This window comes from Mycobacterium sp. NGS61 (assembly GCF_059812325.1).
In genome coordinates this window covers 20,854-43,345 of record NZ_JCALCL010000005.1, presented here as the reverse complement: position 1 = coordinate 43,345, position 22,492 = coordinate 20,854, and the positions used below count along the sequence as shown (strand labels likewise).

Annotated in this window: 17 protein-coding genes and 1 pseudogene; 8 read left to right on the top strand and 10 right to left on the bottom strand. The window is 68.1% G+C overall.

Translation table 11 applies throughout. The features are described 5' to 3' along the window. Nucleotides 1–46 precede the first annotated feature (46 nt). The gene (locus tag AC5Y3Z_RS12745; protein ID WP_463827391.1) at nt 47–1,573 is read left to right on the top strand and encodes an acetyl-CoA acetyltransferase; all 1,527 of its coding nucleotides are present in this window, start codon (nt 47–49) and stop codon (nt 1,571–1,573) included. Nucleotides 1,574–1,967: 394 nt separating this feature from the next. Here AC5Y3Z_RS12745 and AC5Y3Z_RS12740 read toward each other — a convergent pair whose 3' ends face one another. Further along, nucleotides 1,968–2,813, bottom strand: coding sequence for an LLM class F420-dependent oxidoreductase (locus AC5Y3Z_RS12740; protein ID WP_463827392.1), 846 nt, complete (start codon nt 2,811–2,813; stop codon nt 1,968–1,970). Between the two features lie 200 nt (nt 2,814–3,013). On the opposite strand from AC5Y3Z_RS12740, the gene AC5Y3Z_RS12735 reads away from it, so the two are divergent. The 6 genes and pseudogenes from AC5Y3Z_RS12735 (at nt 3,014) to AC5Y3Z_RS12710 (ending at nt 10,940) form a co-directional block, all read left to right on the top strand. Beyond that, nucleotides 3,014–3,934 carry a DUF5336 domain-containing protein gene (locus AC5Y3Z_RS12735; protein ID WP_463827393.1) on the top strand — a complete coding sequence of 307 codons (921 nt, stop codon included), beginning with the start codon at nt 3,014–3,016 and terminating at the stop codon, nt 3,932–3,934. Nucleotides 3,935–3,973: 39 nt separating this feature from the next. Continuing rightward, nucleotides 3,974–5,146, top strand: a pseudogene (locus tag AC5Y3Z_RS12730) (cell division protein PerM); the annotation flags it as partial. A 145-nt stretch (nt 5,147–5,291) separates the two neighbouring features. Beyond that, nucleotides 5,292–5,933 (top strand): phosphoribosylglycinamide formyltransferase, encoded by a 642-nt coding sequence (purN, locus tag AC5Y3Z_RS12725; protein WP_463827394.1) that lies wholly within the window; start codon nt 5,292–5,294, stop codon nt 5,931–5,933. Beyond that, nucleotides 5,930–7,495 carry a bifunctional phosphoribosylaminoimidazolecarboxamide formyltransferase/IMP cyclohydrolase gene (gene purH / locus AC5Y3Z_RS12720; RefSeq protein WP_463827395.1) on the top strand — a complete coding sequence of 522 codons (1,566 nt, stop codon included), beginning with the start codon at nt 5,930–5,932 and terminating at the stop codon, nt 7,493–7,495. The genes purN and purH overlap by 4 nt, the downstream gene beginning before the upstream one ends. 84 nt (nt 7,496–7,579) lie before the next feature. Then, entirely contained in the window at nt 7,580–8,962 is a 1,383-nt protein-coding gene (locus tag AC5Y3Z_RS12715) for a sigma 54-interacting transcriptional regulator (RefSeq protein WP_463827396.1), read from the top strand. Further along, the gene (locus AC5Y3Z_RS12710; protein WP_463827397.1) at nt 8,955–10,940 is read left to right on the top strand and encodes a vWA domain-containing protein; all 1,986 of its coding nucleotides are present in this window, start codon (nt 8,955–8,957) and stop codon (nt 10,938–10,940) included. Before AC5Y3Z_RS12715 ends, AC5Y3Z_RS12710 begins: the two co-directional genes overlap by 8 nt. Here the strand turns inward: AC5Y3Z_RS12710 and AC5Y3Z_RS12705 are convergent, their stop codons facing one another. From AC5Y3Z_RS12705 to AC5Y3Z_RS12665, 9 genes are all read right to left on the bottom strand, one after another. Beyond that, entirely contained in the window at nt 10,941–12,575 is a 1,635-nt protein-coding gene (locus tag AC5Y3Z_RS12705; protein WP_463827398.1) for an alpha/beta hydrolase, read from the bottom strand. It abuts the gene before it with no gap. Then, a complete protein-coding gene (locus AC5Y3Z_RS12700; protein ID WP_463827399.1) occupies nt 12,572–12,877 on the bottom strand; it encodes a WXG100 family type VII secretion target in 306 nt (101 codons plus the stop codon). The genes AC5Y3Z_RS12705 and AC5Y3Z_RS12700 overlap by 4 nt, the downstream gene beginning before the upstream one ends. A 106-nt stretch (nt 12,878–12,983) precedes the next feature. Continuing rightward, nucleotides 12,984–13,586 (bottom strand): DUF1707 SHOCT-like domain-containing protein, encoded by a 603-nt coding sequence (locus tag AC5Y3Z_RS12695; protein WP_463827400.1) that lies wholly within the window; start codon nt 13,584–13,586, stop codon nt 12,984–12,986. Nucleotides 13,587–13,670: 84 nt separating this feature from the next. Further along, the gene (locus AC5Y3Z_RS12690; protein ID WP_463827401.1) at nt 13,671–14,444 is read right to left on the bottom strand and encodes an enoyl-CoA hydratase family protein; all 774 of its coding nucleotides are present in this window, start codon (nt 14,442–14,444) and stop codon (nt 13,671–13,673) included. Beyond that, the gene (locus AC5Y3Z_RS12685) at nt 14,444–15,610 is read right to left on the bottom strand and encodes an acyl-CoA dehydrogenase family protein (protein WP_463827402.1); all 1,167 of its coding nucleotides are present in this window, start codon (nt 15,608–15,610) and stop codon (nt 14,444–14,446) included. The genes AC5Y3Z_RS12690 and AC5Y3Z_RS12685 overlap by 1 nt, the downstream gene beginning before the upstream one ends. After that, nucleotides 15,607–17,589 (bottom strand): acetyl/propionyl/methylcrotonyl-CoA carboxylase subunit alpha, encoded by a 1,983-nt coding sequence (locus tag AC5Y3Z_RS12680; RefSeq protein WP_463827403.1) that lies wholly within the window; start codon nt 17,587–17,589, stop codon nt 15,607–15,609. Before AC5Y3Z_RS12680 ends, AC5Y3Z_RS12685 begins: the two co-directional genes overlap by 4 nt. Before the next feature lie 5 nt (nt 17,590–17,594). Further along, a complete protein-coding gene (locus AC5Y3Z_RS12675) occupies nt 17,595–19,190 on the bottom strand; it encodes an acyl-CoA carboxylase subunit beta (protein WP_463827404.1) in 1,596 nt (531 codons plus the stop codon). A 43-nt stretch (nt 19,191–19,233) separates the two neighbouring features. Further along, nucleotides 19,234–20,382 carry an acyl-CoA dehydrogenase family protein gene (locus AC5Y3Z_RS12670; RefSeq protein ID WP_463827405.1) on the bottom strand — a complete coding sequence of 383 codons (1,149 nt, stop codon included), beginning with the start codon at nt 20,380–20,382 and terminating at the stop codon, nt 19,234–19,236. Then, nucleotides 20,379–22,079, bottom strand: coding sequence for an acyclic terpene utilization AtuA family protein (locus tag AC5Y3Z_RS12665; RefSeq protein WP_463827406.1), 1,701 nt, complete (start codon nt 22,077–22,079; stop codon nt 20,379–20,381). The genes AC5Y3Z_RS12670 and AC5Y3Z_RS12665 overlap by 4 nt, the downstream gene beginning before the upstream one ends. A 223-nt stretch (nt 22,080–22,302) precedes the next feature. Here AC5Y3Z_RS12665 and rpmF point away from each other — a divergent pair, with 223 nt between their 5' ends. Then, nucleotides 22,303–22,476, top strand: a complete 174-nt coding sequence (gene rpmF / locus AC5Y3Z_RS12660; protein ID WP_463827407.1) for a 50S ribosomal protein L32 — start codon at nt 22,303–22,305, stop codon at nt 22,474–22,476. Nucleotides 22,477–22,492 lie beyond the last annotated feature (16 nt).

The following is a 22,492-nucleotide window of genomic DNA, read 5'->3' as shown; positions in this document are numbered from 1 at the left end:
CGGGGCGATTTTGCGTCTGCTCGGCACTGCGGTAGATAGTAGATCTATGAATCTTGATCCGCGGACGCCCGTCGTCGTCGGCGTCGGGCAGGCTGCCGAGCGTATCGACGATCCGGATTACCGGGCGATGTCGCCGGTGGAATTGGCCGCCGCCGCGGCGCAGGCTGCGCTGGACGACTGCGACGCGAAGGCTGTCGCCGCCGAGATCGACACGATCGCGGCCATCCGGCAGTTCGAGATCTCCGGACCGGTGGCCACCGCCCCGCTGGGCCGATCGAACAACTACCCCCGGTCGGTGGCCAAGCGGGTCGGCGCCGAACCGCGGCGGGCGATCCTGGAGATCATCGGCGGGCAGGGGCCTCAGCACCTGATCACCGAGCTGGCCGGTGACATCGCCGGCGGCCGCTCGGAGGTCGCGCTCATCTTCGGGTCGGACGCGACGTCGACCCTGCGGTATTTCGCGGACCGCGAGGACAAGCCGGACTTCAGCGAGACCATCGACGGGGACCTGGAGGACCGCGGGTCCGGCATCGAAAAGCTGATCAACCGCTACATGGTGATCCACGGTCTGGTCGACGCACCGACCCAGTACGCCCTGATGGAGAACGCCCGCCGCGCGGGCACCGGGCTTAGCCCGGTCGAGTATCTGCGCCGCATCGGGGAATTGTTCGCGCCGTTCACCAAAGTTGCTGCGGCGAACCCGTTTTCGGCTTCACCGGTGGAACGGACCGTCGACGAACTGATCACGGTCACCGACAGCAACCGGATGATCACCGAGCCGTATCCGCGACTGTTGGTCGCCCGCGACCAGGTGAACCAGGGCGCGGCGGCGCTGCTCATGTCGGTCGGGGCGGCGCGCAGGTTGGGTGTGCCGGAAGACAAGTGGGTGTACCTGCGTGGTCACGCGGACCTGGAAGCGCCGCCGTTTCTCGACCGTCCGGACCTCGGGCACGCGCCGTCGGCGGTGCTGGCCGCCCGCGAGGCGCTGGACGTGGCCGGCATCGGCGTCGACGAGGTCGCGACGTTCGACCTGTACAGCTGCTTTGCGGTGCCGGTCTTCAACATCTGCGACGGACTGGGCATCGCCCCCGACGACCCGCGTGGCCTGACGCTGACCGGTGGACTGCCGTTCTTCGGCGGCGCCGGCAACAACTACTCGATGCACGGCGTGGCCGAGACGGTCGCGCGGATGCGAAGCGCGCCAGGACAATTCGGGTTCGTCGGCGCCAACGGTGGCATTCAGAGCAAGTATTCGGTCGGGATCTATTCCACCGCGCCGGGACCCTGGCGTGCGGATCGCAGCTCCGAGCTACAGGCGCAGATCGATGGTGCGCCCCGCGTGCCGGTGACCGAGAACGCCGACGGCGTCGGCACCGTCGAGACCTACACGGTGCGCCGCGACAACGGCCGCCTGACCGGGATCGTCATCGGGCGGTTGGACACCGACGGCAGCCGCTTCCTGGCAACGACCGAAGACGACGACCTGATCTCGCTGCTGACCGACGGCGAACCCCTCGGGTCGGCCGTGCAGGTGAAGTCGTTCGACTACGGAAACCGCTGCCTGCCGCGCTGACGGCTCCCCGGCGCTCGATCCCACCCTCCCCGGCGCTCGTGGGGGCCACACCAGCGTGACGTTCGGCGTGCGGCGTCACGCTGGCGTGACGCTCGGCCCGCGAACCGATCGCGGGGGCGCCCCGGCGCTCGTGGGGGCCACACCAGCGTGACGTTCGGCGTGCGGCGTCACGCTGGCGTGACGCTCGGCCCGCGAACCGATCGTGGGGGCGCCGCCGCTTGCGGGAGAGCTCACGCCAGTGTGACGTTCGGCGTGCGGCGTCACGCTGGCGTGACGCTCGGCCCGCGAACCGATCGTGGGGGCGCCGCCGCTTGCGGGAGAGCTCACGCCAGTGTGACGTTCGGCGTTGGGGGTCGCGCTGGTGTGACGCTCGGCGCGAAATCGATCGCAAGGGTCAGAACGAAGCCAACTTGCCGGCCAGCCGTTCCACATACGCGGCAACCTTGGCCTCGTCGCTGTCCGGCATGCCGAAGAGCACCTCGGTGACGCCCAGCTCGGCCCAGCGCGCCAACTTTTCGGCGTCCGGCTTGAAGTCCAGCGCGACGATCTGTGGCGCCCCCGCACGCCCGGCAGCGGCCCACGTGTCCTGGAGCAGTTTCACCGGCTCGTCGATATCGATGTCACGCGGCGTGGTGATCCAGCCGTCGGCGCTGCGCGCGATCCACTTGAAGTTCTTCTCGTTGCCCGCTGCGCCCACCAGCACCGGAATGTGCGCCTGCACCGGCTTGGGCCACGCCCAGCTCGGACCGAATTTGACGAACTCGCCGTCGTATTCGGCTTCTTCCTGAGTCCACAGCGCCCGCATCGCCTCGAGGTATTCGCGCAGCATGGTGCGCCGACGACCGGCCGGCACGTTGTGGTCGGCAAGTTCGTCGGTGTTCCAGCCGAAGCCGACGCCCAGGCTGACCCGCCCGCCGGACAGATGGTCCAGCGAGGCGATACTTTTCGCCAAGGTGATCGGGTCGTGTTCGACGGGCAGCGCCACGGCCGTCGACAGCCGGACGCGGGAGGTCACCGCCGATGCCGCGCCCAAACTCACCCAGGGATCCAGCGTGCGCATGTAGCGGTCGTCGGGCAGCGAGGAGTCGCCTGTGGTGGGGTGGGCCGCTTCGCGCTTGATCGGGATGTGGGTGTGTTCGGGCACGTAGAACGTGTGGAATCCGTGTTCCTCGGCGAGTTTGGCGGCGGGCGCCGGGGCGATGCCGCGGTCGCTGGTGAACAGAACGAGGCCGTAGTCCATGCCTCAATTTAGAACGTGTTCTAATTTTGTCCGCAGCCGCCCCTGCCGTCTCGGCGCAGATGCAGGCCGGCAGCGGCGCGCGGCTACGGGCATTTACTTTCCGGGGTGCGCTAGCGTGGTTGATCGAATGGCGTCGCACGGCAGCATGCGCACCGACGCCGCCCGGCAGCCGAAGGCACCGGAAGCAACAGGAGGAGTCCATGACCTTATCGCCTGGTAGCCCCGGCTACCCGCCCGGCCAGCCAGCCGGCCCCTACGGTTCCGGCGCCCCGGCCGCAGCGTCCGGGCAGGCCGAGCCCGCCACCCCGGCGGAAAGCAAGCTCGGCCTGTACCTGTCCATCGCGGTGGCGGCGCTGGGTCTGTTGGCCTACTTCTTCAGCTTCGGCCCGATCTTCACCTTCAAGTCTGAAATGGGCGGCATCGGCAGCGACGTGTCCGGTGACGTCGGTTACGCGGTACCGGTGGCCGTGGTGGCAGCGCTGCTGGCCGGAGTGGGACTGCTACCCAAGGCCAGGAGTTACGTCGCGATATCTGCGGTGCTCTCGGTCGTGAGCGTGCTGATGGTCATTTCCTTCACGTTCAGTCGGCCGGACTCTTACTCCGCCGGCTGGGCCCTGTGGATCGTGCTGGCGTGCGTGGTGTTCCAGGCGGTGGCGGCCGTGGCCGCGCTGCTGCTGGAAGCGGGCGTCATCACCGCGCCGACTCCGCGGCCCAAGTATGACCCGTTCAGCGGCTACCAGCAGTACGGACAGTATGGCCAGTACGGCGGTCAGCCGGGCGGGTACTACGGTCAGCCGGGTGCACAGCAGTCCGCGCCGAACTCGGCCCAGGGGGCGCAGCCGCCCGGGTACGGGTCGCAGTACGGCGGCTACTCGGGACCGAACCCGCAGTCCGGCGGCTTCCCGGCGCAGCAGGCCACCCAGGTGGTGTCCCAGCCGCAGCACCAGCCGCCGGCCAGTCACACACCGCCCACCGGGTTCCCCAGCTTCAGCCCGCCACCTCCGGTCAGCGCCGGCGGCGGATCGCAGGCTGGTTCAGCGCCGGTCAACTACTCCAACCCCCCCAGCGGACCGCAGTCCTACGGGCAGGGTCAGCAGTCGCCTGGTGGGGCACCGGTCTAAGCCTGCGCTCTCGCGCCCAGCCCGGTTCGCGCGCGAAGAGTGACAAGGGTGTCGGCAAGCGAGGACAACCGGACCGCGGGTGCCCGTCAGGCACGTGACCTGGCCAGGGTCGCGTTTGCGCCCGCCGTGGTGGCGCTGGTCGTCATCGCCGCGGTCACGCTGCTGGAATTGTTGATCGCCAACAGCGACATGACCGGTGCGCTCGGCGCCGTCGCCAGCATGTGGCTCGGTGTGCACCAGGTGCCGATCTCGATCGCCGGCCGCGAGCTTGGCGTCATGCCGTTGCTGCCGGCGCTGTTGATGGTGTGGGGGACGGCTCGCGCCACGGCGCGGGCGACCACGCGATACTCGTCGTTCCTGGTGGTGCGGTGGGTGATCGCCTCAGCACTGGGCGGGCCGCTGTTGATGACGGCCATCGCGCTGGCGGTCATCCACGACGCGTCCTCGGTGCTCACCGAACTGCAGACGCCCAGCGCGCTGCGCGCGTTCACCAGCGTGCTGGTGGTGCATGCCATCGGGGCCGCGATCGGGGTGTGGTCCCGGGTGGGACGACGAGCGCTGGCCGCCTCCCCGTTGCCGGGATGGCTGGGCGATTCGCTACGCGCCGCGGTCGCCGGGGTGCTGGCGTTGCTGGGCCTGTCCGGAGTGGTGACGACGGGCTCGCTGGTGGTCCATTGGTCGACCATGCAGGACCTGTTCGCAATCACCGACTCCATCTGGGGCCAGTTCAATCTGACGGTGCTGTCACTGTTGTACGCCCCCAACGTCATTGTCGGCGCGTCGGCGATCGCGGTCGGGTCCAGCGCGCACATCGGCTACGCGACCTTCAGCTCCTTCACGGTGTTCGGCGGCGACGTGCCGGCCCTGCCGATCCTGGCCGCCGTGCCCACCCCCCGCCTCGGGCCGGTGTGGGTTGCGCTGCTGATCATCGGCGCGGCCTCGGGGGTGGCACTGGGGCAGCAATGCGCGCGCCGGGCGCTGCCGTTGGTCGCCGCGATCGCCAAATTGCTGGTCGCCGCGCTGGTGGGGGCATCGGCGATCACGGTGCTCGGGTACGGCGGGGGTGGCCGGTTGGGCAATTTCGGTGACGTCGGCGTGGAGTTGAGCAGCCTGTTCCTCGGCGCGCTCTTCTGGTTCGTGGTCGTTGGCGCGATGACGGTGGTGATGGCCGGCGGGATCAGGCGGCGCCCGCGACGGCCCAGACCCACACCGGTGGCCGAACCGGTGCTGGGATCGTTCGACGACGATCTGGAGCCGGGGGAGTCGGCCGATCTGGCCGAGGAGGACGAAACGCCCAGCGACGAGGACGCCGAGGAGCCACAGGAACAGCCGCGCGAGAGTTGAGTATTGTCGCCGTGTGCCAGAACCGCTCCGTGTGCCCCCGAGTGCACCGGCGCGGCTGGTAGTCCTGGCGTCCGGGACCGGATCGCTGCTCAACTCTCTGCTGGATGCGGCCCAGGGTGACTACCCGGCGCGCGTCGTGGCGGTTGGGGTGGATCGCGACTGCCGGGCCACCGGGGTCGCCGCGGACGCCGGGGTACCGTCGTTCACCGTGCGCGTCGGCGACTATCCGAGCCGCGATGCCTGGGACGCGGCGATCACCGAAGCCACCGCTGCCCACCGCCCAGACCTGGTGGTGTCCGCTGGATTCATGAAAATCCTTGGACCGCAATTTCTTTCGAGGTTCAACGGGCGCACCCTGAACACCCACCCCGCGTTGCTGCCGGCCTTTCCGGGCGCACACGGTGTGGCCGAAGCGCTGGCATACGGTGTCAAGATCACCGGTTGTACCGTGCACCTGGTGGACGCCGGCGTGGACACCGGACCGATTTTGGCGCAGCAACCCGTCGAGGTGTTCGACGGTGACGATCCGGAGACCCTGCACGAACGGATCAAGGTCGTGGAGCGGCGACTGCTGGTGGACGTGGTGGCCGCAATAGCGACACGCGGCGTGACGGTGACGGCGAGGAAGGCGACCCTAGGGATGAGCACAACATGAGCATCGGCAAGAAACCGGTCCGTCGCGCACTGATCAGCGTGTACGACAAGACCGGCCTGATCGACCTCGCCCAAGGTCTCGCGGCCGCCGGTGTCGAAATCGTGTCAACCGGATCAACGGCGAAAACCATTGCCGATAAAGCGATTCCGGTGACGCGGGTCGAGGAACTGACCGGTTTCCCGGAAGTGCTGGACGGCCGGGTCAAGACGCTGCACCCTCGGGTGCACGCCGGGCTGCTGGCCGATCTGCGCAAGCCCCAGCACGAGGCGGCACTGGCCGAACTGGGCATCCAGGCTTTCGAGCTCGTCGTCGTCAACCTCTATCCCTTCACCCAGACCGTCGAATCCGGGGCGTCCGAAGACGAGTGCGTCGAACAGATCGACATCGGCGGTCCGTCGATGGTGCGCGCCGCCGCCAAGAATCACCCCAGCGTCGCCGTGGTCACCGATCCACGCGGCTACGACGGTGTGCTGGCCGCGGTCCGCGCCGGGGGATTCACCCTCGGTGAGCGTAAGAAGTTGGCGTCGCTGGCATTTCAGCACACCGCCGAATACGACATCGCCGTCGCGACCTGGATGCAGTCGACGTTGGCGCCTGAGGAGCCCGCGCAGGAATTCCCGCATTTCTTTGCCCGCAACTGGCAGCGCGAGGCGACGCTGCGTTACGGCGAGAATCCGCACCAGCAGGCCGCGCTGTACTCCGACCCGGCGGCGTGGCCGGGTCTGGCGCAGGCCGAGCAGTTGCACGGAAAAGAGATGTCCTACAACAACTTCACCGATGCCGACGCGGCCTGGCGGGCCGCCTTCGACCACGAACAAACGTGTGTGGCGATCATCAAACACGCCAACCCCTGCGGCATCGCCATCTCCGATGTGTCGGTCGCCGATGCGCACCGCAAGGCCCACGAATGCGACCCGCTGAGCGCCTTCGGCGGCGTGATCGCGGCCAACACCGAGGTCAGCGTCGAGATGGCGGAATACGTCAGCACCATCTTCACCGAGGTGATCGTGGCGCCCGCCTATGCACAGGGTGCCCTGGAGGTGTTGACGCGCAAGAAGAACATCCGGGTGCTGGTGGCCTCCGAACCGCTGGCCGGTGGCCACGAACTGCGGCCGATCAGCGGCGGATTGCTGATCCAGCAGCGCGACCAGCTCGACGCCCCCGGCGACGACCCGAACAACTGGACCCTGGCCACCGGGGATCCCGCCGATCCGGACACACTGACCGACCTGGTTTTCGCCTGGCGGGCCTGCCGGGCGGTGAAGTCCAACGCGATCGTCATCGTCGCCGGCGGTGCCACCATCGGCGTCGGCATGGGTCAGGTCAACCGGGTGGACGCCGCCCGGCTCGCGGTGGAACGCGGCGGCGATCGGGTCAGGGGCGCGGTGGCGGCCTCCGATGCGTTCTTCCCGTTCCCGGACGGCCTCGAGACCCTGACCGCCGCCGGCGTCCAGGCGATCGTGCATCCGGGCGGCTCGGTGCGCGACGACGAGGTCACCGCCGCGGCAGCCAACGCCGGGATCACGCTGTACCTCACCGGGGCGCGCCACTTCGCGCACTGAACCCTTGTCGTCCGTCTCCGGCCTTCAGTGCATTCCGGCCAGCGCGCCTGTGCCGAATCCATCGCACCGCCGTAGCGTGGAGAGGTGACTTCACCGAACAATCTGCCCCGCACCGTCGGCGAGCTGCGCGCTTCCGGTCATCGCGAGCGAGGGGTCAAGCAGGAAATCCGCGAGAACCTGTTGACCGCACTGGCCGACGGCGACGACGTATGGCCCGGGATTCTGGGTTTCGACGACACCGTGATTCCGCAGTTGGAGCGGGCCCTGATCGCCGGCCACGACTTCGTCCTGTTGGGCGAACGCGGCCAGGGCAAGACCCGCCTGCTGCGCGCGCTGACCGGTCTGCTCGATGAGTGGACGCCGGTGATCGCCGGGGCCGAACTCGGCGAGCACCCTTACACCCCGATCACCCCGGAGTCGATCAAGCGGGCTGCCCAGTCCGGTGAGGATCTGCCGATCGCCTGGAAACACCGCAGTGAGCGTTACACCGAGAAACTGGCCACCCCCGACACCAGCGTCGCCGACCTGGTCGGTGACATCGACCCGATCAAGGTCGCCGAGGGGCGCAGCCTGGGCGACCCCGAGACCATCGCCTACGGCCTCATCCCGCGCGCGCACCGCGGCATCGTGGCGGTCAACGAGCTGCCCGACCTCGCCGAGCGCATCCAAGTGTCGATGCTCAATGTGATGGAGGAGCGCGACATCCAGGTCCGCGGTTACACGCTGCGGCTGCCGCTCGACGTCCTGGTGGTCGCCAGCGCCAACCCCGAGGACTACACCAACCGCGGCCGCATCATCACCCCGCTCAAGGACCGGTTCGGTGCGGAGATCCGCACCCATTATCCGCTGGAACTGTCCGCCGAGATCGGCGTGATCGCCCAGGAGGCGCACCTGAGCGCGCAGGTTCCCGACTACCTGCTGCAGGTGATCGCCCGGTTCGCGCGGTATCTGCGCGAGTCCAGCTCGGTCGATCAGCGCTCCGGCGTCTCCGCCCGATTCGCCATCGCAGCGGCCGAGACGGTCGCCGCCGCGGCCCGGCACCGCGCGGCGATCCTGGGCGAGTCCGATCCGGTGGCGCGGGTGGTCGATCTGGGCACCGTGATCGACGTGCTGCGCGGCAAGCTGGAATTCGAGTCCGGCGAGGAGGGCCGCGAACAGGCCGTGCTGGAGCACTTGCTGCGCCGCGCCACCGCCGACACTGCGTCGCGGGTGCTGGGCGGTATCGACGTCGCCACCCTGGTGACCGCCGTCGAACGCGGTTCCGCGGTGACGACGGGTGAGCGGGTGTCGGCCAAGGATGTGCTGGCCGCCGTGCCGGGCCTGCCGGTGGTGGACAAGATCGCAGCGAAACTGGGCGCGGAATCCGAAGGGGAGCGCGCGGCGGCATTGGAATTGGCTCTGGAGGCGTTGTACCTGGCCAAGCGGGTCGACAAGGTGTCCGGGGAAGGGCAGACCGTCTATGGCTAGCAGCGGGCACTCCGCGCGGTATTCGGCGTACACCGGCGGGCCCGACCCGCTGGCTCCGCCGGTGGATCTGCGTGAGGCGCTCGAAGCGATCGGGCAGGACGTCATGGCGGGCACCTCGCCGCGACGGGCGCTGTCCGAGCTGCTGCGTCGCGGCACCGAGAACATGCGGGGTGCCGACCGGCTGGCCGCCGAAGCGAATCGTCGCCGCCGGGATCTGCTGCGGCGCAATAACTTAGACGGCACGCTGCAGGACATCAAGAAACTCTTGGATGAGGCCGTGCTCGCCGAGCGCAAGGAGCTGGCCCGCGCCCTGGACGACGACGCCCGGTTCAGCGAACTGCAACTGGAGGCGTTGCCGCCGTCGCCCGCCAAAGCGGTCCAGGAACTTTCCCAATACGACTGGCGCAGCGGCGAGGCGCGGCAGAAGTACGAGCAGATCAAGGACCTGCTGGGCCGCGAGATGCTGGACCAGCGGTTCGCCGGCATGAAGGAGGCGCTGGCCGGCGCCACCGACGAGGACCGCCAGCGCGTCAACGAGATGCTCGACGATCTGAACAACCTGCTGGACAAGCACTCTCGGGGTGAGGACACCCAGCAGGACTTCCAAGACTTCATGGACTCCCACGGCGAGTTCTTTCCGGAGAACCCGAAGGACGTCGACGAGTTGCTGGACTCGCTGGCAAAACGGGCCGCCGCTGCGCAGCGATTCCGCAACAGTTTGAGTCAAGAGCAGCGCGACGAGCTGGATGCGTTGGCGCAGCAGGCGTTCGGCTCACCGTCGTTGATGCAGGCACTGAGTCGCCTGGACTCCCACCTGCAGGCCGCGCGTCCGGGCGAAGACTGGACCGGATCCCAGCAGTTCTCCGGCGACAACCCGTTCGGCATGGGTGAGGGGGCCCAGGCGCTGGCTGACATCGGTGAGCTCGAACAACTGGCCGAGCAGCTGTCGCAGGCCTATCCCGGCGCCACGATGGACGACGTCGACCTCGACGCGCTGGCCCGGCAACTGGGTGAGGAAGCTGCCCTCGACGCCCGGACGTTATCCGAACTCGAACGCGCGCTGCTCAGCCAGGGCTTTCTGGATCGCGGTACCGACGGACAGTGGCGGCTGTCCCCGAAAGCGATGCGCCGATTGGGTGAGACCGCGTTACGCGATGTGGCGCAACAGCTTTCCGGTCGGCACGGCGAGCGCGACCACCGGCGTGCGGGGGCGGCCGGGGAGTTGACCGGCGGGACCCGGCCCTGGCAGTTCGGGGACACCGAGCCGTGGAACATCCCCCGCACCCTCACCAATGCTGTACTGCGCCAAGCGGGTACCCACACGCTGGATGGTGCCCGCCCGTCGCTGAAGATCACCGTCGACGACGTCGAGATCTCCGAGACCGAGACCCGCACCCAGGCCGCGGTGGCGCTGCTGGTGGACACCTCGTTCTCGATGGTGATGGAGAATCGTTGGCTGCCGATGAAGCAGACGGCTATCGCGCTGAATCATCTGGTGTCCACCCGGTTCCGCTCGGATGCCCTGCAGATCATTGCATTCGGCCGTTATGCCCGCACCGTCACCGCTGCGGAGCTGACCGGCCTGGAGGGTGTGTACGAACAGGGCACCAACCTGCATCATGCGCTGGCCCTGGCCGGACGTCATCTGCGCCGCCACCCGAACGCGCAACCCGTGCTGCTGGTGGTGACCGACGGCGAACCCACCGCACACCTGGAGGACCTCGGCGGCGAGGGCACGTCGGTCTTCTTCGATTACCCGCCGCACCCGCGGACCATCGCGCACACGGTGCGCGGATTCGACGACATGGCCCGGCTGGGTGCGCAGGTCACCATCTTCCGGCTGGGCAGCGATCCGGGCCTGGCCCGCTTCATCGATCAGGTTGCCCGACGGGTGGAGGGTCGCGTCGTGGTGCCCGACCTGGACGGGCTGGGGGCCGCCGTGGTGGGCGACTACCTGCGGTCGCGGCGACGCCGCTGACTAGCGCGGGCCCAGCGCGGGTGGCCGGATGAGGTCGTCGGGCAGACCGGCCAGCACCGCCGCCATGTTGTAGGCACTCATCCGCAGCTGCCCGTTGCTGCCCAGCCGGCCGTAATCCGAGTGACCGTAGGCCCGCTCGTGCAGTTGCCCGTCGCCGTACGCGTTCGGCGGCGCTACCCCCGTGGCCGTCGACAAGGGCACCATGCCGGGCACGTCCTGCAGCCCGGCGCCGAATGCGCCGAAGCCGGGAATGGTCTCTGCCACCACGTCTTCGCGACCGATCATGTAGTAGGCATGACCGGGTTGCACACCGAGTTGCGAGGCGTTGCTGAGCTCACCCCCGGGCGAACCGTAGAGCACCACGTCGCTCACCGGCGCACCCTGCTGCAACGCCAGGCTGGTGACCAGCGAGCCGTAGGAGTGCCCGAACGCCGTGATGTGTTGGTCTGCAACGTTGCTCGCCGCGGCCAAGCCCTGGTAGAAGCTGTTCAACCGGCGCGCACCGTCGCGGGCATGCCAGTCGTGCGTCACATCCCGCAGACTGTCCGGTGCGTCATAACCCAACCAGGCGATCGATGCGACAGCACCGGGGTTGCGCCGGTGTGCCGAGGCCCGCAAGTCGCGCGCCTTATCCCGTTGCAGGGCAGCCTGATTGGTTAAATCTGCGGCAGTGGCGCTGACTCTGGAGTTCAGGCCGGGCACCATGACCCCCACGCATTCGGCGTTGTCGACATCGCCGACTCCGACCGCCGCCAACACCTTCCCCGGGATCCCCGTGGTGTCCAGCAGAATCAGACCGGACTCGGGAACGGTCTCCAGGGTGTGCCGCAGCGCTTGCAGGTCGGCCAGCTTCTCGGGATCGGTGCGCCAGTATCCGGCCCCGTCGTACCATCCCTGCCCTAGCCGGGTGATTTCGTGTTGCAGCTCAGTCCTGTTGAGCCGGCTGCGGACAGCGACCGGAATACCGTCGAGGTTGCGGATGGCGGACGGAAGGCATTCCCTGACCTGATCCTGCTGGCCGGGCAGCAGTGCATGCCACCACCGGCTCACCTGATCGGCGGTGCTGTGGTCCGGGGGTACCGCAGGGACCGCAGGCAGCTGGTGGCTGAGTTGCGCGTCGATCTGAGTCGGCGAGAGGTCGCCGTCGGTGCCGCGGATCGCCGCGGCCAGATCCTCGTCGGCGAGCTCGGCGGCCGCCAGCAGGGTGCGCACGTCTTCGGCCAGCCGCAGCGCTGCGTCGAATATGCGTTGCAGTTCTGCGGCGGACCGCGAATACACGTTGGACGGTGGCAGGACCGCGCCGGTCTGGTCGTCGATGGCCAGCTGGTTTTCCGCTGCGAAGTCGCGCATCGCCCGCAGCCGAGACTTGATGCCGGTCACTTCGTCGGCGGATTGTTCAGCCGCCCGTGCGACAGCTTCACAGGCGCCGGCGTGGTCGTCCAGGACGACGTTGGTGTGCTGGGTAGCCGCCTGCGCGGCTTCGGCGGCGACACCGCCGAAGTTGAGCAGCCGCATCATCTCCGCGACCGCGGCCGATGCGGTGCGGGTGCCGTGTGCGCGGCGGATCGCGGCATCGAACACCGTCCGGATCGCCTCGGGATCCCAGCGGTCGACGTCGGCCAGAGTGACCGTCATGACGCCGACGGGCCGGCCAGGCGCGCAGCGCTGTGCTGCTCGGACTCGGCGAAACCGCCGGCGGTGACATGCAAGCCGACGGAATGTTCGCCGAGTCGGCTGATGTGCACATCGCTGGCCGCCGCCCAATGGTCCAGCAACGTCGATAAGGCGGTAGCCGAGGAACCCACCCACCCCGCCCGGGCACCGTCGGCGTCGCGGTGGCACACCTGTTGCAGGTTCCACAACACCTGACCGTGGTCGGCCAGCGCGGTGCCGACCCGGATGAGCTCGTCGGGAATCGCCCGTAGTTGTTCTGCCATATCTGCCCGTCTGCCGAGGTGACTTTGGGCGAAAGATTGGCAGCGCGCAAAACAGCGGACCACTCACCAGGAGTGGCCCGTGTGGATACCGAAATGGCGTTGTGGATTACTTGCGCGGTTTGCGCGCCTTGCGCCGGATTCCCACGCCGCCCCAGAAGGAGAACCCGCGGATCCGCACGTTCGGCGCTCCCGGGCTGCCCCCGGCGACCACCGATTGATCGAAGTTGCCCATGATCCCCCGGCCGTCGATCTCGACGTTGACCTCCGGTGGCAACAGGATGGTCTGGGCGCCCATGATCGAGTACGCCCTGATCTCGACCTCGGTGGAGGTGAAGTCGGCGTAACGCAGATCGACCACACCGTTGCCCCAGAATGTGACGGTGGTCAGCTTCTTCGGCACGTTCCACCGGCCGCGGCGCTCGAAGCCGCTCATGATGGCCAGCAGCAACGTCGACGGCGCCGGATTGCATTTGCCGCCGCGGCGCGAGCTCACTGCCGTACCGGGCAGGTCGGCGCGCAGTTCGTCGAGCTCCTGATAGGTCGTCGCCGCGTAGGCCTTGGTTAGCCGATCTTCGTAGTCGTTGAGTTGCAGGCGTCCCTGTTCGGCCGCGTAGGCCAGCAACTGCGCGACTTGGATGCGGTCGGTGTCGGCCGCGCGCGCCATATCGTCGCGCGAGGTTTGAACGTCATGCTGGGCTGGGTTGGTCATCTCACCCGCGAGCTTACGACTTCACGATTTTGCTGCAAGAGGTGTTGGCTAAACTGCAACGTTCGTCCGCTGCGAAACGCCGTCTCAGGACGAAGAAGCCCAGCTCGGCGCGCGTTTCTGCAGAAATGCGAGCATGCCTTCGCGGGCTTCCTCGGAGACGAACAATCGGGCCGATTCCTCGGTGAGCCGCTGTGCGTCGCGGTCGAACCCCTCGAGCACGGCGGCGGTGGTCAGCGCCTTGGACGCCGCCAGACCCTGCGGAGACCCGCGGCTGACGTCGGCGACCAGCCCGGCCACCGCGGCGTCCACGTCGTCGGCGGCCAGGCTGATCAACCCGATCTCGGCGGCTTCGCTGGCGCCGAACGTTTCACCGGTGAGGTAATAGCGGGCTGCCGCCCGGGCGGAAAGTTTCGGCAGCAACGTCAGCGAGATGATCGCCGGGGCGACCCCGATCCGGGCTTCGGTCAAGGCAAAGGTGCTGCGGGGTCCCGCGACCACCATGTCGCACGCGCCGATCAGACCGAACCCCCCTGCGCGCACGTGCCCGTTGATGGCACCGATCACCGGCAACGGCGAGGCGACGATCGCGCGCAGCAGGTTGGTCATCTCCTGTGCCCGCGCCACGGCGAGGTCGAAGGGGTCGCCGCTGGCGCCCTGGCTGAGGTCGGCGCCCGCGCAGAACGTGCCACCGGCATGGCCGAGTACCACCACCCGCACCGCCGGGTCTTGGGCGGCGGCCCGCAGGCCGTCGTGGAGTTGGCTGACCAGGGCGGTCGACAGGGCGTTGCGGTTGTGCGGCGAGTTCAGCGTCAGCCTGGCGGCCGCACCGTCGCGGGCGTACTCGACGAGGGTGTCCATCAGTACGAACGGGGCAGACCGAGCGAGGTCTGAGCGACGAAGTTGAGCACCATTTCCCGGCTGATCGGCGCGATCCGCGCCAGCCGGGATGCGGTCAGCATGGCGGCCACGCCGTACTCCTTGGTCAGCCCATTGCCACCCATGGACTGCACGGCCTGGTCGACCGCGCGCGTCGAGGCCTCGCCGGCTGCGTACTTGGCCATGTTGGCCGCCTGGGCGGCGCCACCGTCGTCGCCGGCGTCATAGAGCGTCGCCGCCTTCTGCATCATCAGCTTGGCCAGTTCCACCTCGATGTGACACTGCGCCAACGGGTGCGCCAGCCCCTGGTGCGCGCCGATCGGAGTGCCCCAGACCTGGCGGGTCTTGACGTATTCGACTGCCTTGTCCAGCGCGAAACGTCCCATGCCGACGGCGCTGGCCGCGCCCATGATGCGTTCCGGGTTCAGCCCGGCGAACAGCTGTGCGATGGCGGCGTCTTCGGCGCCGACCAGCGCGTCGGCGGGCAGTCGCACATCGTCCAGAAACACCTGGAACTGACGCTCGGGACTGATGATCTCCATATCGATGGGCGTGAAGGTGAAGCCCGGAGCATCGGTGGGCACCACGAACAACGCCGGGCGCAGCTTGCCGGTCTTGGCCTCTTCGGTCCGGCCCACCACCAATACCGCCTGCGCCTGGTCGACACCGGAGATGTAGACCTTCTGCCCCTTGAGGATCCAGTCGCTGCCGTCGCGGCGGGCGGTGGTGGTGATCTTGTGCGAGTTGGAGCCGGCGTCGGGTTCGGTGATGGCGAACGCCATGGTCAAGGAACCGTCGGCGATGGCGGGCACCCAACGCTTCTTCTGTTCTTCGGTGCCGAACTTGCTGATGATGGTGCCGTTGATGGCGGGCGAGACCACCATCAGCAGCAACGCGCTGCCCGCCGCTGCCATCTCCTCCATCACCAGTGACAGCTCGTACATGCCGGCACCGCCACCGCCGTACTCCTCGGGCAGATTCACCCCGAGAAAGCCGAGTTTGCCTGCCTCAGTCCACAATTCGTTGGTGTGCTCTTGGGCGCGAGCCTTCTTCAGGTAGTAGTCGGCACCGTAGCCGGACGCCCATTCGCGCACCGCCTTGCGCAGTGCCTGACGATCTTCGCTTTCAATGAAGCTGGTTTCGGTCATTGGGAATCCCCTTCTGATTCGGGTGCTTCGACGCGTGCTAGCACAGCGCCGACTTCGACTTGCCGGCCTGGTTGGACATTGAGTTCGGCGAGGACGCCGTCGTTCGGTGCGGTGATGGTGTGTTCCATCTTCATCGCCTCCAGCCAGATCAGCGGCTGGCCGGCGGTGACGGTGGCGCCGACTTCGGCCCCGATGCGAATGACGTTGCCCGGCATGGGTGCGATGAGTGAGCCTTGCGCGACGGCCGATTCCGGTTCGGGATAGCGGGGTAGCGCGACGAGGTGCACCGGTCCGCGCGCGGAATCGATGTAGACGTCGTCCCCGAAGCGGGCGACCCGAAAACCGGTGGCCACGCCGTGCTCCGCCAGCACCACTTCGTCGGGCGACGCGGCGACCAGTTGCACGCTCGGATCGTCGGGCAATGCCAATCCGGTTCTGGTGTAACGGTATTGGATCCGCTGCTCGGTCTCGGCGTCATCCCGGTAGGTCTTGACCTGGAACCCCGACGTCAGGTTACGCCAGCCACTGGGGAGCGCGGGCAAGGCCGTGGCGGTGGCGCGGTTGTGCGCGGCGTCGGCCAGCGCCGCCGCGATCGCCGACAACCGGACGGTCTCGGCATCGGCCAGCGGCGCCGAGAGTTCGGCCAGGCCGTGGGTATCGAAAAACGCTGTGTCGGTGGCACCGTCGAGGAACGCAGGGTGGCGCAGCACGTGCACCAGCAGCTCACGGTTGGTGCGCAGGCCGTGCACCCGGGCGCGGGCCAGCGCGTCGGCGAGCACCAGCGCCGACTGCCGGCGGGTCGGTGCGTAGGAGATGACCTTGGCCAGCATCGGGTCGTAGTAGATCGATACCGCCGAGCCGTCGACGATGCCGGAGTCCAGCCGGATGCCGGTCCGGTGACCCAGGGTCTCGAACTCGGCGCGCACCGAGGGCAGTCGCAGCGCGTGCACCACCCCGGCCTGCGGCTGCCAGCCCTGCGCCGGATCCTCGGCATAGAGCCGGGCCTCGATCGAATGACCTTGAGCTGCAGGAGGTTCGGCGCTGAGCCGGCCACCGTCGGCCACTTCGAGTTGCAGCTCGACCAGGTCCAACCCGGTGGTTTCCTCGGTGACCGGGTGCTCGACCTGCAGGCGGGTGTTCATCTCCAGGAAGAAGAACTCCCCGTTGTCGTCGGCGAGGAACTCCACGGTGCCCGCACCGGTGTAGCCGATCGCGGCGGCGGCCAGCCGGGCTGCCTCGAAAAGCTTCTCGCGCATGCCCGGGGTCCGCTCGACCAACGGCGACGGCGCCTCTTCGATGACCTTCTGGTGTCGTCGCTGAATGGAACACTCCCGCTCGCCGATGGCCCAGACCGTGCCGTGCTTGTCGGCCATCACCTGCACCTCGATGTGGTGTCCGGTGGGCAGGTAGCGCTCGCAGAACACCGTCGGATCGCCGAACGCGGATTGGGCCTCGCGCTGCGCGGCCTCGACTTCGCCTGGCAACGCCGATAATTCGCGGACGACCCGCATCCCACGCCCGCCGCCGCCGGCGGACGCCTTGACCAGCACCGGCAGTTGCGCCTCGGTGACGGTGGCCGGGTCCAGTTCTTCCAGGACCGGGACCCCGGCGCCGGACATCAATTTCTTGGATTCGATCTTGGAGCCCATCGCGCGCACGGCGTCCACGGGTGGTCCGATCCAGGTCAGACCCGCGTCCTGCACCGCCGCGGCGAATTCCGCGTTCTCCGAGAGGAAGCCGTATCCGGGGTGGACGGCGTCGGCCCCGGCGGCCTGTGCGGCTGCGATGACGGCATCAGCGTTGAGGTAGTCGGTCGTCTGCGGAAGGCGCACCGTGGCGTCGGCCTCGGCGACGTGCGGTGCGGCGGCATCCGGGTCGGTGTGGACCGCGACGGTGCCCAACCCGAGTCGTCGGCACGTGGCGAACACCCGCCGGGCGATCTCGCCACGGTTGGCCACCAGCACTCTCGTGATTCCCATGCCGCTCACATCCGGAAGACGCCGAAGCTCGACGTCCCCTCGATCGGGCCATTTGCAATGGCGGACAGACACATTCCCAACACGGTGCGGGTGTCGCGCGGGTCGATCACGCCGTCGTCGTAGAGCATCCCGGACAGCACCAGCGGCAGCGACTCGGCCTCGATCTGTCCCTCGACGGCCGCACGCATCGCGGCGTCGGCCTCCTCGTCGACCTGTTGGCCACGGGCTTCGGAGGCGGCCCGGGCGACGATCGACAACACCCCGGCCAATTGCGCGCCACCCATCACCGCGGACTTGGCGGTGGGCCAGGCGAACAGGAACCGCGGGTCATAGGCGCGGCCGCACATGCCGTAGTGGCCCGCGCCGTACGATGCGCCGATCAGCAGCGAGATGTGCGGGACCTTCGAGTTGGACACGGCGTTGATCATCATCGAGCCGTGCTTGATCATTCCGCCTTCCTCGTAGTCCTTGCCCACCATGTAGCCGGTGGTGTTGTGCAGGAACAACAGTGGCGTGTCGTAGCGGTTGGCCAGCTGGATGAACTGGGTGGCCTTCTGCGATTCCTCGCTGAACAGCACACCGCGGGCGTTGGCCAGGATGCCGATCGGATAACCGTGCAGTTGGGCCCAGCCGGTCACCAGCGACGAGCCGTAGAGCGGTTTGAACTCGTCGAATTCGGAGCCGTCGACGATGCGGGCGATCACCTCGCGCGGGTCGAACGGGATCCGCAGATCCGCGGGCACGATGCCGATCAGCTCCTCGGTGTCGAACAGCGGTTCGGTTACCTGCCTGGGTGTCGGTCCCTGTTTGCGCCAGTTGAGCCGGGCCACGATGCGGCGTCCAATGCGGATCGCGTCGACCTCGTCCTGCGCGAAGTAGTCACCCAAACCCGAGACTCGGGAGTGCATTTCGGCACCGCCGAGGGACTCGTCGTCGGATTCCTCACCGGTGGCCATCTTCACCAGGGGCGGGCCGGCCAGGAAGACCTTCGAGCGCTCTTTGATCATCACCACGTGGTCGGACATTCCCGGCACATAGGCCCCACCCGCGGTGGAGTTGCCGAATACCAGTGCGATGGTGGGTATTCCGGCCGCGGACAGCCGAGTCAAGTCGCGGAACATCCGCCCGCCGGGGATGAAGATCTCTTTCTGCGTCGGCAGGTCCGCACCGCCGGACTCCACCAGCGATATGACGGGAAGCCGGTTCTCGAAGGCGATCTGGTTGGCCCGCAGGATCTTTTTGAGGGTCCACGGATTGCTGGTGCCGCCTTTGACGGTGGGGTCGTTGGCGACGATCATGCATTCGACGCCTTCGATCACCCCGATTCCGGTAACCGTGCTGGCGCCGACTCGGAAAGCGCTGCCCCACGCCGCCAGTGGGCTCAACTCGAGAAATGGTGAGTCGGCGTCGACGAGTAGCTCGATACGTTCGCGTGCCGTGAGCTTGCCGCGGGCATGGTGGCGTTCAACATATTTGGGGCCGCCGCCGTCGATTGCGTTGGCGAACTCGGCAGCGATCTCGTCGAGCTTGGTGGTGGTCGCGGCCGCCGCTTCGGCAAAGGCCGCACCGGTGGGATCCAGGGTGGACTGCAGTGTGGTCATTGCCAACTCCGACGATGCAGAGCGCCGCGATAGGTAACTGTGATCATTGTTGATACCCCAGGAGTTTGGCGGCCAGTGCGGTCATGATCTCAGTGGTTCCGCCGCCGATACCCAGGATCCGCATGTCCCGATACTGGCGTTCGATCTCGGATTCAGCCATATAGCCCATGCCGCCGAACAATTGAACGCCCTGGTTGGCCACCCACTCACCCGCTTCGACCGCGGTGTTCTTGGCGAAACACACCTGCGCGATCAGGTTCGTCTCACCCGCCAACTGACGCTCCACCACGTTGCGCGAATACACCCGGGCCACGTCGACCCGGCGGGCCATCTCGGCCAGCGTGTTCTGCACCGCCTGCCGGGAGATCAACGGCCGGCCGAAGGTCTCCCGGTCCCGGCACCACTGGGCGGTGATGTCCAAACACCGCTGCGCACTCGAATATGCCTGGGCGGCAAGCCCGATGCGCTCGGAGACGAAGGCCTGCGCGATCTGACCGAAGCCGCTGTTCTCCGCGCCGACCAGGTTTGCCGCCGGTACCCGGACATCGGTGTAGGACAGCTCCGCGGTGTCGGAGGACCGCCAGCCCATCTTGTCCAGCTTGCGGGTGACCTCGAAACCGGGTGTGCCCTTGTCGACGACGATCAGCGACACCCCCGCCGCGCCGGGTCCTCCGGTGCGCACCGCGGTGACCACGAAGTCGGCCCGCACCCCGGAGGTGATGTAGGTCTTGGCGCCGTTGATCACGAAGTGGTCGCCGTCGCGCACCGCGGACGTGCGCAGGTGCCCGACGTCGGAGCCGCCACCGGGTTCGGTGATGGCCAGCGCGCCGATCTTCGCACCGGCCAGCGTCGGACGCACGTAGGTGTCGATCAACCTCTGGTCACCGGTGGCGATGATGTGCGGCACGGCGATGCCGCAGGTGAACAGCGAAGCGAAAACCCCACCGGGAGCGCCGGATTGGTGGAACTCTTCGCAAATGACCACCGCGTCGGCGCCGTCGCCCCCGCCGCCGCCGACGGCTTCGGGGAAGTTGGCACCCAGCAGCCCGGCTTCCCCGGCGCGCAGGTGCAAGGCGCGGGGCAGGTCACCGAAGCGTTCCCACTCGGCGACGTTGAGCAGGATCTCCCGTTCGACGAATGACCTCGTGGTCTTGCGCAGCTGTTCGCGCTCGGGTGTGGTCCAGATGCTCATAGAAAACTTTCCGGCATGTCGACGTGACGGCTGCGCAACCATTCACCCAGCCCCTTGGCCTGCGGGTCGAAGCGCGCCTGGTAGGCGACGCCCTGACCGAGAATTCCCTCGATGACGAAGTTCACCGCCCGCAGGTTCGCCAGCACGTGGCGGGTGACCTGCAGCGGCGCCGCTTCGGGCAGCAGCTCTTTGAGTAACTCCACGGTCAGCGTGTGGGCCAGCCAGCGCCACTGGTCGTCGGTGCGCACCCACACACCCACGTTCGCCGAGCCGCCCTTGTCGCCGCTGCGGGCGCCGGCGATCAGGCCCAGCGGGACGCGCCGGGTCGGTCCGGCCGGCCACGGCTCGGGCAGAGCTGGCGCATCGGCCGGTTCCAAGGTCAAAGTCTCGATGGCGCAGGGAATGTCGGTCCGGGTGCCGTCGGCGTGGACCGCGACGTGGGGCACCAGGGCGGCGTCGACGTAACCGGGGGTGAACACCCCGTACACCTGGCCGTCACCGGGCGGGGTGGTGGCGGTGAACCCCGGGTAGCTGGCCAGCGCCAATTCGACTGCCGCAGCGGAGAATTTGCGTCCCACGTTGGCGGGGTCGGGGTCGCGGACCACGCAGCTGAGCAGCGCGCTGGCGGTCTCTTCGGTGTCGGCGTCGGGACGGTCGGTGCGCGACAGTGTCCAGTCCAGCTCGGCCGGCTTGACGGTCAAGGTGGCCTCGAGCTGGTGGCGCACCAACTCCGCCTTGGCCTCGATGTCCAGCCCGGTCAACACGAAGGTCATGGCGTTGCGGAATCCGCCGATGCTGTTCAGCGACACCTTCAGCGTCGGCGGCGGTGGTTCGCCGACAACGCCGCTGATCCGCACCCGGTCCGGGCCGTCGCTGGACAACGAGATGGAGTCCAGCCGGGCCGTCACATCCGGGTTCGCGTAGCGGGCGCCGGTGACCTCGTAGAGCAACTGCGCGGTGATCGTGTCGACGCTCACCAGACCACCGGTGCCGGCGTGCTTGGTGATGACCGACGAACCGTCGGCATACACCTCGGCGAGCGGGAAACCCGGGTAGGTCAGGTCCGCCACCTCGGTGAAGAACGAGAAGTTCCCGCCGGTGGCCTGGGTGCCACACTCGATGACGTGACCGGCCACCACCGCCCCGGCCAGCTGGTCGTAGTCGGTGCGGCGCCAATCGAAGTGCGCGGCCGCCGAACCGACGATCACCGAGGCGTCGGTGACCCGTCCGGTGACCACCACGTCGGCGCCGGCGTTGAGGCAGTCCGCGATGCCCCAGCCGCCCAGGTAGGCATTGGCCGTCAGCGGCGAACCCAGACCCAGCTCGGCCGCCCGGGGTTGCAGGTCGTCACCCTCGACATGGGCGACCCGGACCGGGACGCCCAGCCGCTCGGCCAGGGCGCGCACCGCCGCTGCCAGTCCGGCCGGGTTCAGGCCACCGGCGTTGGCGACGACGCGCACACCGCGCTCGTGAGCCACGCCCAGGCATTCTTCGAGCTGGGTGAGAAACGTCTTCGCATAGCCGCGGTCGGGGTTCTTCATCCGGTCGCGACCCAGGATCAGCATGGTCAGCTCGGCCAGGTAGTCGCCGGTGAGGAAATCGATCTCACCGCCGATCAGCATCTCGCGCATCGCCGAATGCCGGTCACCGTAGAAACCGGAGCAGTTCGCGATCCGGACAGCGCCCGGAGATGCCATGCGCATCCTCCCCTCACGGATCAGCGTGCATCGAACCAACCAACCGGTAGGTTAGCGGGTACCGGCGGTGTCGCGTCAACCCGGCTCCAGCCCCGCGTTGCCCCAATTTTGGTGACGGGAAGGTCGACCGACTATTCTGGTCAGCAACTGTCGCCGTGCGGCCAATCAGCCTGGAACCGCGACACGCCCCACCGAAACCCCGAACGAGGAGTTAGGCCCGACCATGGCCGTACCCAAGCGCAGGATGTCGCGCTCGAATACCCGCAGCCGGCGCTCGCAGTGGAAGGCCACCGAGACCGGTCTGGTCGGCGTCAACGTCGCCGGTCAGAAGCACAAGGTGCCGCGCCGGCTGCTCAAGGCCGCTCGGCTGGGCCTGATCGACCTCGACAAGCGCTAGCCGGTGCGGCGTCGTC